This is a genomic window from Bacillus sp. B1-b2 (genome assembly GCF_009183415.1).
GTDB lineage: Bacteria > Bacillota > Bacilli > Bacillales > Cytobacillaceae > Niallia.
The window spans coordinates 38046-50798 of record NZ_WEHU01000004.1; the positions used below are offsets into that span (position 1 = coordinate 38046).

The window sequence follows — 12753 nt, forward strand, 5'->3', positions numbered from 1 at the left end:
TTTTAATCCTCCTTATCTAATTCTTCTTTAATTCTTTTGTGGAGAGTTGATTTGGGAATTCGCAATAATTCACTTAAATATGCAAATGAAAATATTTTACTTTGACTTCTTAATTTTTTCGCAATGTTTACTCGCACCTTTTCAGAAGTATCCTCTACGTTCAAGTAGTATATTAATTCTGCCGTAATGAGAGTGTTCATATTTTGTTCATTCTGGATAGCCCATTTTCTAACGCCATTCTCAATTATTTGAACTAAGATCGCGGGTGAAAGACCGTTTGAAGTGTCTGCCCAAAATTTAGTCCAGTGCTCATCACATTTGACATTCAATTCTGCTAAACGTGCTTCTATTATGGACAATCTTTCCGAAACTTCAGGGTTATTAAATTCAACTAATGAATCAAACCTTCTCCATAATGCAGCATCTAATAGATGAGGGTGATTGGTACAAGCAACTAATAACGAGTCATTTGGAAACTTATCTAAATTTTGTAATAGAGAGATAACAATCCTTTTCAACTCACCTAGCTCTTGTTGATCATCACGTTTCTTTCCAATAGCATCAATTTCATCTAATAATAGTAAACATCTGTTTTTCTTAGAAAAATCAAATACTTCCTTTAGGTTAGCTCCAGTCTGCCCTAGATAAGATGAAACTAAAGAGTCGAATCTAATATACGCAACATCATACCCTAATGCATTTGCTATCCCATAGGCTGTATATGTCTTCCCGGTACCTGGTGGCCCATGAAACAATACTTTGTTTTGGGGCGACAGATTATACTGCGCTAAACTTTCTCGCTTTTTCCACTGCTCCACTAAGGAATATATTGGGTTCTTCGTTGATTTTGGTAATTTTATCGAAGATAAATTTACATAGGATTTCTCCAGACTCAATAAATCATTACCATTACTCACATTTTTTTTAATACGATTGGTTTCAATTGGAGTAATGGCAAATGAACTGGGAGCTACTTTAGAATTATTTTTTTCACCCTCTTCCAATGCTTTTCTCATTAAGGTCGCTAATCTGTAGTTTTTTTTACTCTCTTCAAAGGCAATCAGTTCTTCGCAATCTTCAATGAAGCCCTCTCTGTCATTTCTACTAAAAGAAGTAATCATATTGACTAACATTTCTCCTCTACTCATTCACAAACACCTACATTCTTAAAGTTATGGACGATACTCTTTGTTGTTAATATATATATTACCTATTATCTTCGTTCATAACAATGGTTTTATGTTTTTTTGTGGACGCCAAATAAATATTTTTTTCAACTGCTTCTAACCTTTAATTAGTTCGTTCTCTATTTAAAGTGGTAAAAATACAATAACCCACCAAGTAGCCGTATTAAAACCAATACGATAACTCAGTGGGTGCTTTATTTTTATCCTATTCACTTTTTCTTCTTACGTGGCTTGCCTTTATCCTCATCCGCCACGCCATCCTTTTTTTCCAGTAGCAGTCAGCTTTGTGCCCAACTTCAAATCATAGACGATCCTTCCGTCCGGGTGAATTACTCCCTTTTCAACAATTCCACTGTAAATATCTGGCAGAAATTTAATCTGCTCCTTATCCAGCTTAAAATCCTGAATGCATTCTAATTCTTCCAGAAACCACGCTAGGTCTTTTTCCGCTTCATGGCCCTTTTGTTTGCTCCTAAAGTTTACATTTTGTTAATACGAGGAGATTTAATCCTTCTTGTTGGTTATCATATATTAAATTAAATGGGTGACAGTGACTACTCCCTCCCATTGTCATTCACAGAAAGACAGAATACAGCTATTTGTATTTTTTAGTGACTGACACCTGATTCTACACTTGATTTCCAACCTTATTATTAATAAAAGATTACGCTACTACAGTACTTTTCCCGTTTCTGTGTCGATGTCCCTTCATAATAATCTAGTAAAGAATGAATATTCATAAAACAAGGTATTTTGGAATTCCTATACTTATATAATTGATAGCTACTCCACGGATAGTATTCTGCCAGCTCAACCATTCTCGCCTTGACTGGATTAAGGTGAATATAACGGCTGACTTCTAACATTCCTTCTTTGTCTTCAATCAGGTTGTCAAAAAATCGTTTTTCAAAGACATGGCCTGTTAAACGATATTTGGTGTTATAGTAATTGGCATAACGTTTATTGATTAGTGCCATTAGCTTTGATATGGTTACTTCACTAGAACGCAATTGTAAATGGAAATGATTATTCATGAGGCAATAAGAGGCAATTTCAAAGGGATACTTTTCGTAGAGTTGCTTTAAGATATGAAGAAAAGCTTGAAAATCACTGGCATTCCTAAATAAGGGGTCACGCCGATTTCCCCTGGAAACAATATGATAAAATCGCTCTGGTATATACACTCTTTTTTTATAAGGCATTATTTCTCCCTCGCAACTGATATTGGAGTATTCTGTCCCAGACGTCTTAAGGTCATCGCTTCCCAAATGGCTTGGTCAGCTATTCTCTCATCTCCTGCTAAATCAGAAATAGTCCTTGCGAGTCTAATAATTTTAATCTGAACACGATTGCTCCAGTTTTGCTTAGAAGAAATTTGAGTGAGTGTCTTTTTCTGTTCCGTTGTTAAGACACTCGTTTCCATCAAAGTTTCAAACGGAACCTTCGCATTGGATACTTCTTGTTGATACCGTTCAAACTGGCACAGGCGTGCTTTTTCCACTCGTTTACGAATATCACAAGAGGACTCTTGCGTTGAAGAGGGCTGATTAACATCCACCGATTGTAAGGGTAATAGGATATCGATTCGATCATAGATAGGACCTGATAACCGATTTCGGTAGACCTGAATTTGCTTTTGGGAACAAGTGCAATAATGATGAAGAGAACCGAGGTATCCACAAGGACAAGGGTTCATAGCACCTACTAGGATAAAGGAAGCCGGATACGTCACAGTAGAAAGTACTCGGCTAATTGTTACTTCACCCGTTTCAAGTGGTTGACGGAGCATATCAAGCGTTTTTTTGGAGAATTCTGCAATTTCATCAAGAAAAAGTATCCCGTGGTGTGCCATCGAAATTTCCCCTGGTCGAGGGTTCGAGCCACCACCAATAATGGCGACAGCTGAAGCAGAATGGTGGGGATGCCTAAAAGGTACAGATTGATCATGAATACGTTTTTCACCAGCAAGCTGATACAAACTCATCACTTCGAGCTGTGCTTGATTCGTTAATGAAGGGAAGATGGAGGGAAAGGATTCAGCCAACAAGCTCTTTCCACAACCAGGAGGACCACTCATCAGCAAATTATGCTCACCAGCTGCAGCAATTTCTAATGCTCTTTTCGCTTTCTCATGTCCAATCACATGGCAGAAATCCTTTTGATGTGTTTCAATATTTGGCGGTAGATGAATCTCTGAAGAAAAATGAGTTTGAAACGGAATACTTTCTTGACCTTCCAAATGTTGAACGACTTCCTCAATATGATGCACCACCATGCATTCTATATCCTCTAGCATATGGAGTGGCAACACCGGATCGTAAGGTAAATAAACTCGCTTAATCCCAAGCCCCCTAGCCGCAATAATAGCAGGGAGTATCCCTTCCCCACTCACAACCGAACCATCCAGTGACAATGCCCCTATAAACGCTGTAGCAATGGGAATCTCACTCTTCACCTTCTTCAGTTCCTTCAAAGCAGCAATTGCGATAGCCAGATCAAACAGCGAACCATTTTTCTTCTGATCGGACGGAGATAGATTCACAACCACCTTCTTATCCGTTACATCCAAATCAAAATGAGCAATGGATGCCAATACCCTCTCCCTAGACTCCTTAACAGAAGCATCAGGCAAACCAACAATTACCATAGACTCCGTATCCTGCGATATCCTCACCTCCACCTGCACACGGTAGCCCTCCAAACCTTTCAAACCAACACTCGACACCTTTACGGTCATACAAACCCCTCCAAACTATTTAGTTTTAAAGTACTATAAATTAGAAAAACCAGGAAGAAACAATTAGAGAAAGATCACAAAAGGAAGATAAATCAATAGAAGATAAAATAGAAGAAATTCTTTTAGAACAAGAACAACCAACAGAGGAAAAGAAAAACAATCTACTATTCCAATATTCTACAAAATAATAAAATTTCCTTCCAAAATCAATATAAAAAAAGAAGACAACAACATAACTGCTGTACTTCTTCCTTTACAAATATCAATAACCATCACACACACAGCCTCCCATGAAACATCCCTGTGAAACAAGATTATTCGGGGTGTCACTGTGACCAAGAATTATTGAAATTTGGTTAATGCTCTAAGCTTTCACCGTCCTCGACTTCTATAACTTCATTAAACTGTTCATTTTTTGGAAAGTCGGACCATTTTATTGGTGGATTTATAGTTTGAAGTAAATTGTGAAGTGAATTTGTCAATTTGTCTTTTTGCTTAGTGGATAAATTATTTACATAGTAAGCATTATTAAGGATTTTCTCAATCCTTGCTAACAAGTTTAAAGTTATATTATGCATGAATGTATGACTACTTTTTGTGTAGCCAGCTCGCAAACTACTTTCACAGACAACTTCCTTTACAGTTTCGTAGTTTTTGGTATATTGTTCAATAATTTGGTCAATACATTCTTTTAGATGTTCTTCAGGTACATCCTTAAATGCTTTTTCACTCGTTGCTTTTTTTATGACATCAACAGTAGATTTATTGATCTTCCTATCGATATACTGATCAGCGATATAGTTTTTCGTTTCTTCATTTATTTTTAATTTATGAATATCAGTTAATGCGTGTCTACCTGCACCAGTTTGTTCTCCTCTCCTTAGCCAATCCGGATTAACATCGGAACCTTTAATATATTTGGTGATGGTCCCTTCTGTAACGTTACAAAGACTTGCAATCAATTTGGCATCGTTCTTTTCATTTTCTAACAATCGGCTAACCATTCTTTCCAACTGGTATGAAGTCCTCTTCTTTGTGTGTAATTCTATTCCTAACCTTTTAACAATTCGTTCCTCTTCCGAAGTAACCACTTCTACGATACATTCAGCATCTTCTATTTCTAAAAACTCAAGGGAATAAAATCGACGGTAACCATCCACTAACACATATTGGTTTTCACTTTCTTCCTCAACAATTAACGGTACTTTCAAACCATCTCTTCTAATACTCAATTCTAAACTCAAGTCCTTTTCCCTATTCCGATAACTTGTTTCTAACCTTATTTGGGAAAGTTTAACCTTCTTTGGCTGCTTGTTCACGTTGAACCACCCATTTCATTTTTATTAATGGGTATTCAATAAACTAGTTGTACTATTACAAAAATCTCAAATAATACTAATCTATTAATCTTAAAATCCGACCACCGATTTATAGTGATGAGCAAAAGGAAACTAATTTTCCCTTCTCATAAAACAAAAAATGGCCCACCTCCCTGATTGATATGCTCCCCTATAGGTAGAAAGATTAAAAAATAGAAATCTGACTACTTATGGGGGAGTATTTTCTATGTCCAAAAGATCTTATTCTGTAGAAGAAAAATACGAAATATTAAAGGCCCTAGATGAGCTATATTCAACATCTGAACTTGAGGCAAAATATAATGTGCACCGTTGAACAATCTTAGACTGGAAACACAAGTTTGATAAGTACGGCTTGGAAGGTCTAAAAGAGTCTTCTACTTGGAAAAAGTATTCAAAGGAATTGAAGTTAGCTGCCATCAGGGATTATTTGTCTGGGAAGTATTCGATACGTGAGGTTGTTGGATTGTATGAAATATCAAGTACTTCTGTCCTCAGACGATGGATAAAGAGGTATAATAGTCATAGAGATTTAAAGGTTACGGGACAAGGAAGGACGAGCTCTATGACTAAGGGAAGAAAAACGAATTTTGAAGAAAGAATACACATTGTGAGGGATTGCTTGGGGAACGGAAAAGATTATCAAAAAGCAGCTAACACTTATGAAGTTTCTTATCAACAGGTCTATCAGTGGTTAAGAAATATGAAAATGGAGGCGATGAAGCGTTAAAAGATAAACGTGGTAATAAGAAAGAAGACGCTAGCTTGACTCCAGAAGAGAAAATCAACCTTCAAATGAAGAAGCTAGAAAGAGAAAATGAACGGTTGCGTGCAGAGAACTTATTCTTAAAAAAGTTAGAGGAGATCGAAAGGAGGCGAAAATAAGCCAAATTCATTTTGGGGATAAGTATGTCGCTATTCAAGAGCTTCACCAGAATGAAGATTTAAGCATTTATTTACTCTGTGAAATTGCGGGAATCGCAAGATCTGCATATTATAAGTGGTTACGCACACCTTCATCTAGAGAAATACTTAATAAAGAAAGTATGGAAGAAATGAAAACTCTCCATGAAAAAGTAGATGGTATATTTGGCTATCGTCAAATGGCCCTTCACATAGAAGTTTTGACACTACCCTATTTAGTTTTAAAGTACTATGAATTAGAAAAACCAGGAAGAAACAATTAGAGAAAGATCACAAAAGGAAGATAAATCAATAGAGGATAAAATAGAAGAAATTCTTTTGAACAAGAACAACCAACAGAGGATAAGAAAAACAATCTACCATTCCAATCCAATATTCTACAAAATAATAAAATTCCCTTCCAAAATCAATATAAAAAAAAGAAGACAACAACATAACTGCTGTACTTCTTCCTTTACAAATATCAATCAAAATTACACACACAGCCTCCCATGAAACATTCATGTGAAACAAGATTATTCGGGGCGTCACTGTGACCAAGAATCTACCAGTTACTAATACTCTCATAATAAACTACTCTCCATAATTAAAATTATTTTCAGCATCTCTTAACAGAGGTGCTTTTTGATCTTTTTCTGAAAGAATAGGAGTAATATCAATAGGCCACTCAATACCAATTTCGGGATCATTCCAAATAATACCTCGATCATTTTCTGGTGAATAAAGCTCATCTACTTTATACTGTACCTCAACATTATCTGTTAAAGTTATAAATGCATGCGCAAATCCTTTTGGAACAAGTAATTGTTTTTTGTTTTCAGCAGATAATTCAACTCCAAACCATTCCCCAAAAGTAGGGCTATTTTTTCGAATATCTACAGCAACATCAAAAATTGCTCCTTGTGTACAACGTACTAACTTTGTCTGAGCTTTAGGATTTAATTGATAATGTAGTCCTCGTAATGTTCCTTTAGTTGCTGAAAATGATTGATTATCTTGAACAAAATTTAAATTTATTCCAGCTTCTATGAAATTCTGCTCATTATACGTTTCCATAAACCAACCACGATTATCACCAAATACTTTGGGTTCAATAACAACAACACCATCTAATTTTGTTATAGTAAGTTTCAATATACTGTTTCCTCTCTCATTGTTTAGTATTGTATTTCTCCATTTGCAACTTTCATTAAATACTTACCATATCCAGTTTTACTAAGCTTTTCGCCACATTCCCATAATTGTTCTTTAGAAATCCAACCATTAATAAAAGCAACTTCCTCAGGAGCAGCAATCTTAATTCCTTGATGTTCCTCTACTGTCTTAACAAAATTTGTTGCCTCAACTAAACTTTGATGTGTACCAGTATCCAACCAAGTAAACCCTCTTCCTAGTAACTCCACTTCTAAATCTCCTTGTTTTAAATATGATTCATTTATTGAAGTGATTTCGAGTTCACCACGGGCAGATGGCTGTATATCCTTTGCAATATCAACAACACGATTATCATAAAAATACAATCCAGTAATTGCATAATTTGATTTCGGAAATTCAGGCTTCTCTTCTACACTAATAACTTTTCCTTCTTGATTAAACTCAACTACACCAAATCTTTGTGGGTCTTGTACATGATATCCAAAGACAGTTGCCCCACTTTCTTTATTTGCTGCATGTTGAAGAATTTTCCTCATACCGCTACCGTAATATATATTATCACCTAGAATCATGGCAACAGAATCACCGTCAATAAATTCTTCTCCAATTAAAAAGGCCTGAGCTAATCCATCCGGGCTCGGCTGTACTTTGTATTCCAGATTTAAACCAAATTGTGAACCATCCCCGAGTAATGCTTTAAACCGCGGGGTATCTTCTGGGGTTGAAATAATCAATATATCCTGAATTCCAGCAAGCATCAAAGTTGATAGTGGATAGAAAATCATTGGTTTATCATAAACTGGTAATAGTTGTTTACTAGTTACCATTGTTAAAGGATACAAACGTGTACCGCTACCTCCTGCTAAAATTATTCCTTTCATTTAATTATATCTCCTTTTCTACTTGATTATATTTTTACAATAATAATGCACCTAATTTTATAAGTATTGTTATACTAATTGTTTCTTAATTTTTCTATATAAGAAATTCTTCCCGTAAATCACTAAATCATTTTTTAAAATTAACAGAATAAGAAAGTAAATAGCAAAACTTGCAATAAACGTAATCAAAAACACCAAAATGTCATTACTAAATAATCGTCTAACTAGGTAAGACACTAAAACTATGCTACTACTAGCTATCAGGTATTGATATAAATTTCCAAACAAGTTGCTTAAGTTTACTATTTTCGTAGCTGGTCTTAAACAGTATATTAAAACACAAAACTCCGCTAATATTGTAGTAAATGCAGCAGCATTCTGAGAGTAAATAGGAATAAATATCGCATTCAATAATAAATTTACAATACAACCTAATGTAGTGGCAATTAAGGTAGACCGTTCGTGATTAAACGGTAATAATAAATGATAAGCAATTATTCCATTAATTGCTGATAATACTAAAGTAAAAGAAAGTATTTTCATCGTTACTATAGCATCGTTATACCCATTACCACTAAGAATATTTATCAAGTTCTCACTTAACATAAACATACCTACAAAACAGGGAAATGATATTAATAAAATAAGATTAAACCCTTTTTTAAAAAGCTCATTGTATTCGTTAACTTTACCAGTTTTAGCATAATAAGATAGTCTAGGTAATAATACTGCAACTAAAGAAGAAATGAGAGTGACCAAGATTATTTTTATTTTTGTTGCGACCGTATACAATCCAGTAGCCGTATCACCTTTCATTAGACTTAGCATAGTAATGTCAGAATTCAAATAAACGCTTGATGCAATTGATGTTCCGAATATAATAAATATTGGTTTAAAGTGCTGCTTAAAATTATAGTTATTGTATCCAAATAGTTTTACTAATTTCCTTGAATTGATTAAATTTAAAATATTTGATCCGACACTTGCAACGACTATGATGCTTGCGTATATTAAAAAGTCATCTTTTGTTTTTACAAACAAAAACATTGAAATAATGGAAATAACTTGGAAAGCTATAGCTCTTATAGTAATATACTTGTATTCTTCTAAGATATTATATAGCCATTCTATTCCTATTACATTAAACGCAATAGTCATACTAAATACAATTAGAATAGTTCTATCATCCATTAGTGCAGGTATAAATAAAATAGAAAAGAAAGCAATATAAGTAACAACACTTGAAACAGTATTTATAATTACCATCTCAGTAGAAAATTTGCCCAATTTTTCTTTATCATTTTTAAGCTTAGATCCTTCTCTGATGGCATAAGCGAATATCCCCAAACCTGCAAATAAAGTAAAAAAACCAATGAAAGATTGGGCAAAACTTACCTTTCCTAAGCCATCAGCTCCTAAAACTCTAGATACATAAGGAAAAGATATTAACGGAAATAGAATTTTCATTATATTCCTTGTCAAGTTCAAAGCAATATTTATCTTTATTGACTTTTCTTTGTTTGCCAATTGGCTACCTCACGAACTTTATTAGATTTATTGATTTCCCCTTCTAAGATGCTCTTATATATATTTGCTGATTTAATAAGATTATTAAGGATGAAGTTTGCCTGTTCTTCCATTTTCTTCTTTGATTTCCTCGTAGATGCATTTTCATTATGGTATACATATATATCTGGATCATATACGACCTTTTCCTTTTCTTTCATACACCTATGAAATAAAATATCTTCTTCATGATAAAAAAAAGTTTCAGGTTCAAAAACTGAGCTGTGTTTTTCAATAAAATTTTTAGAAAATATTAAACATGCTCCACATAAACATACATCTTCATACTTTTTTGTACTATTTATTAATTCGGGCTTCGGGGATATGAACAACCGCTTTATTTTTCTTAACGTTTTCATCATGTTAGAACTTCTAAACTCTTTTCTTTTCAATTCCTTTATAAATATATCTATATTTTCCTTCTTATAAAGATTAAGTTCAATCCAGTTATTAATCTGTTCTAAATCCCTAGGTTTTAAAGACAATGGACTTTGGTGAACTTCCAACCTTGTATTTATAATATCTGGCCCTAAGACGTAAAAATTAGTTTGTGAAAATATTGACTCAATTCTTGATATTAAGTCATGCTGAGGAAAAATTACATCATTATTTGTAACAACTACATAATCAGGGTTAAAGTTAGAAACTGCAAACTTATAACCTATATTATTCCCCTTAGAGAAACCTTGGTTTTCTTCTAAAATTATCACGCTTATACTATTATTTTGTTCATATAATAGTTTTAATTTTTCTCCTGTTCCATCATTTGACGCGTTATCAACCACAACAATATTAACTTCATGTAATTTATCTAAGGCTATAATTGAATTTATACATTTGATTGTTTCCTCAACTGATTTATAGTGTAAAATAACAAAGGATACCTTTTTCATATTATTTTCCTTTCATTAATTCCAATTATCTTAAGTTCTAAATTTTACTTTATATATTCTACTATTTCTGATAAATATTTATCTTTAATGTCGTCATCAAGTTCTAACAATTCATTTGTTTTTACCTCGTTAACTTCTTTACCCCTAACTGGAACTTTACTAGTAGCTCCCATAAGAAACCATTCATATTCGATATCAATATGGCCAATATCAACCGCTTGAAATCCTTTTTTCGCCAAGTCGTATGCTAGTATTGTAGCCGTTGGACCAAGTGCAAGTAATACTAACTTATTATTACTAAATTTACACACTGATTTTAGTATCTCATCATATTTATCAAATGCATTTTGTGCAGGAGCAATTATACGACTAATATTTAAAGAATTTTGAAATAAATCATTTCCAACCCCGAGTCTGCTATTTTCACCTTCAACAATAAGGATTTCCCTCTGGGACCAGATTTTCTTTAATAAATTAAAATGATCATAAGTATTAGATTTATCCACAAGACTTATATATGGCCTACTAATATCAGCATTATAATATGTTCTATTATTATCTAAGTACTCTCTCCACTTAAGTCCATATTTAGCTAAGGTTATTTTCCAATATTTCCTAGACTCTCTTTCGTAATTACTCAAATCATAAAAAGCAGGTGTGATACAAACCAAATGATTATCAAGTTTATTCACAAGAACTTCCTTTAACTTATGAGATAATTCGTATGAGTCTTTCTGAAAAGAATCTTGCTGAATTCCATCAATCCATTTAAATTCTCCATCACCAAATCTACTTACCGATGCACCTGTATCAACTATAATATTGATTGTCTCTTCAATTGATTTTACTTTTTCAAATCTAATCTTTTTCTGAACAAATTTATACTTTAAGGTATAAATAATATTTCTAGCGAACTTTTTCACAAAAATTTGTATATTAATCTTAACCACCCTTTGTCTGAACCTACTGATACATATCTTTTATAACAAGAAATTGTCCTTATAATAATTTAAGCATCGGCAGCAATTAATTTATTTTATAACTTAGCTATTTCAGTTTATTGTATATAGAATAGGAAAATTTTAATGCTTTTGGTGACAGCTTAAATATTTTATACATTACAATAGTTTTTTTAGGGAGATTGGGCATAACCATACTTATTTCTTTTGCGTTCTTTTCTAAAAAGTCCGCTATATCTCTTTGTATATCTTTCTCTTTTAAAGAAGTACTTAAAATATTCAAAGCCAAGTTAAGTATTGGTTGATATAATTGTGGCAAATAATCATTAAAATCTGCTCTAAGATCATTTAAACGTTTTAAATATGCATTATAATAGTCATATTTATTTTCTATTGTTTTCTCATTTGTGATTGAATCATCACGTCTCATATAATAATACTTTTCTTCATTTAAAAGTGTAATGGTAGCTGCGTTTTTAAAAATTGTATGCATTAAATATATATCTTCATACTTTTTTCCTTCAGGAAAATAAATGTTTTTAAACACTTCTCTTCTATACAATTTATTCCAAGTGAAACTTTTAACTTTTTTATCTTCAATCAAAAGTTTTATTGCCTCCTGTGAAGATAAAGTGACAATTTCTTCAACTTGATTACTTTTAATAATACTATTGTTTCTAACTTCTTTGACTCCACATATACTTATATCGGAATTTGAATTTACCAAACACTCATGTAAAGATTGATACATATCAGAATCGATCCAATCATCAGAATCGATAAACCCAATGTACTTTCCACTTGCAGCCTCTAACCCAGCATTTCTAGTTGATGATATTCCTCCATTATTCTTATGGATAACTTTAATTCTTGTATCTTTATTTTTGTAAATGTCGCATAATTCTCCGGAACTATCAGTAGAACCATCATTAACCAAAATGATTTCTAAACTTTTATAGGTTTGACCAATGATGCTATCTAAACATCTTTTTAAATAATCTTCTACATTATAAATTGGAACTATTATACTAATTATTTCATTTCCATTATTCTTGTTCATAATCAAAACCCTTCCAGTAAGGAAATTAGGATC

At 33.0% G+C, this 12753-nt stretch carries 13 protein-coding genes and 1 pseudogene; 4 read left to right on the top strand and 10 right to left on the bottom strand.

What is annotated here, in order from left to right:
• Nucleotides 1-2: 2 nt before the first annotated feature.
• From F9279_RS05030 to F9279_RS05045, 4 genes are all read right to left on the bottom strand, one after another.
• On the bottom strand, nt 3-1148 hold the full coding sequence (locus F9279_RS05030; RefSeq protein WP_152111702.1) for an AAA family ATPase: 1146 nt from the start codon (nt 1146-1148) through the stop codon (nt 3-5).
• A 692-nt stretch (nt 1149-1840) separates the two neighbouring features.
• Nucleotides 1841-2389 (bottom strand): REP-associated tyrosine transposase, encoded by a 549-nt coding sequence (locus F9279_RS05035; protein ID WP_152111703.1) that lies wholly within the window; start codon nt 2387-2389, stop codon nt 1841-1843.
• A complete protein-coding gene (locus F9279_RS05040) occupies nt 2389-3924 on the bottom strand; it encodes a YifB family Mg chelatase-like AAA ATPase (RefSeq protein ID WP_152111704.1) in 1536 nt (511 codons plus the stop codon). The genes F9279_RS05035 and F9279_RS05040 overlap by 1 nt, the downstream gene beginning before the upstream one ends.
• Nucleotides 3925-4280: 356 nt before the next feature.
• Nucleotides 4281-5243, bottom strand: a complete 963-nt coding sequence (locus tag F9279_RS05045) for a ParB/RepB/Spo0J family partition protein (protein WP_152111705.1) — start codon at nt 5241-5243, stop codon at nt 4281-4283.
• 394 nt (nt 5244-5637) lie between these two features.
• Here F9279_RS05045 and F9279_RS26200 point away from each other — a divergent pair.
• The 4 genes and pseudogenes from F9279_RS26200 to F9279_RS25035 all read left to right on the top strand — a co-directional run.
• Nucleotides 5638-5796, top strand: a pseudogene (locus tag F9279_RS26200) (helix-turn-helix domain-containing protein); the annotation flags it as partial.
• A gap of 51 nt (nt 5797-5847) precedes the next feature.
• Nucleotides 5848-6012 carry a transposase gene (locus tag F9279_RS25600; RefSeq protein ID WP_226793308.1) on the top strand — a complete coding sequence of 55 codons (165 nt, stop codon included), beginning with the start codon at nt 5848-5850 and terminating at the stop codon, nt 6010-6012.
• Entirely contained in the window at nt 5973-6167 is a 195-nt protein-coding gene (locus tag F9279_RS05055; RefSeq protein WP_152111706.1) for a hypothetical protein, read from the top strand. Before F9279_RS25600 ends, F9279_RS05055 begins: the two co-directional genes overlap by 40 nt.
• Nucleotides 6168-6328: 161 nt before the next feature.
• Nucleotides 6329-6469 carry a hypothetical protein gene (locus F9279_RS25035; RefSeq protein WP_193224461.1) on the top strand — a complete coding sequence of 47 codons (141 nt, stop codon included), beginning with the start codon at nt 6329-6331 and terminating at the stop codon, nt 6467-6469.
• Nucleotides 6470-6779: 310 nt separating this feature from the next.
• On the opposite strand, the gene rfbC is transcribed toward F9279_RS25035, so the two are convergent.
• The 6 genes from rfbC to F9279_RS05085 all read right to left on the bottom strand — a co-directional run bounded on the left by rfbC (nt 6780) and on the right by F9279_RS05085 (nt 12720).
• Complete coding sequence (gene rfbC, locus F9279_RS05060) at nt 6780-7340, bottom strand: dTDP-4-dehydrorhamnose 3,5-epimerase (protein ID WP_152111707.1); 561 nt, start codon at nt 7338-7340, stop codon at nt 6780-6782.
• Between the two features lie 23 nt (nt 7341-7363).
• Nucleotides 7364-8242, bottom strand: coding sequence for a glucose-1-phosphate thymidylyltransferase RfbA (rfbA, locus tag F9279_RS05065; protein WP_152111708.1), 879 nt, complete (start codon nt 8240-8242; stop codon nt 7364-7366).
• A gap of 69 nt (nt 8243-8311) precedes the next feature.
• Entirely contained in the window at nt 8312-9769 is a 1458-nt protein-coding gene (locus F9279_RS05070; protein WP_152111709.1) for a flippase, read from the bottom strand.
• The gene (locus F9279_RS05075) at nt 9745-10701 is read right to left on the bottom strand and encodes a glycosyltransferase family 2 protein (RefSeq protein ID WP_152111710.1); all 957 of its coding nucleotides are present in this window, start codon (nt 10699-10701) and stop codon (nt 9745-9747) included. Before F9279_RS05075 ends, F9279_RS05070 begins: the two co-directional genes overlap by 25 nt.
• Nucleotides 10702-10745: 44 nt before the next feature.
• Nucleotides 10746-11624 (bottom strand): SP_1767 family glycosyltransferase, encoded by an 879-nt coding sequence (locus F9279_RS05080; protein WP_193224462.1) that lies wholly within the window; start codon nt 11622-11624, stop codon nt 10746-10748.
• Nucleotides 11625-11748: 124 nt separating this feature from the next.
• Entirely contained in the window at nt 11749-12720 is a 972-nt protein-coding gene (locus tag F9279_RS05085) for a glycosyltransferase (RefSeq protein WP_152111712.1), read from the bottom strand.
• Nucleotides 12721-12753 lie beyond the last annotated feature (33 nt).

Bases quoted from the DNA above. Each gene is read 5' to 3' on its own strand.
- F9279_RS05030 (WP_152111702.1), bottom strand. From the start codon at position 1,148: ATGAGTAGAGGAGAAATGTTAGTCAATATGATTACTTCTTTTAGTAGA.
- F9279_RS05035 (WP_152111703.1), bottom strand. From the start codon at position 2,389: ATGCCTTATAAAAAAAGAGTGTATATACCAGAGCGATTTTATCATATT.
- F9279_RS05040 (WP_152111704.1), bottom strand. From the start codon at position 3,924: ATGACCGTAAAGGTGTCGAGTGTTGGTTTGAAAGGTTTGGAGGGCTAC.
- F9279_RS25600 (WP_226793308.1), top strand. From the start codon at position 5,848: ATGACTAAGGGAAGAAAAACGAATTTTGAAGAAAGAATACACATTGTG.
- F9279_RS25035 (WP_193224461.1), top strand. From the start codon at position 6,329: ATGGAAGAAATGAAAACTCTCCATGAAAAAGTAGATGGTATATTTGGC.
- rfbA (WP_152111708.1), bottom strand. From the start codon at position 8,242: ATGAAAGGAATAATTTTAGCAGGAGGTAGCGGTACACGTTTGTATCCT.
- F9279_RS05075 (WP_152111710.1), bottom strand. From the start codon at position 10,701: ATGAAAAAGGTATCCTTTGTTATTTTACACTATAAATCAGTTGAGGAA.
- F9279_RS05085 (WP_152111712.1), bottom strand. From the start codon at position 12,720: ATGAACAAGAATAATGGAAATGAAATAATTAGTATAATAGTTCCAATT.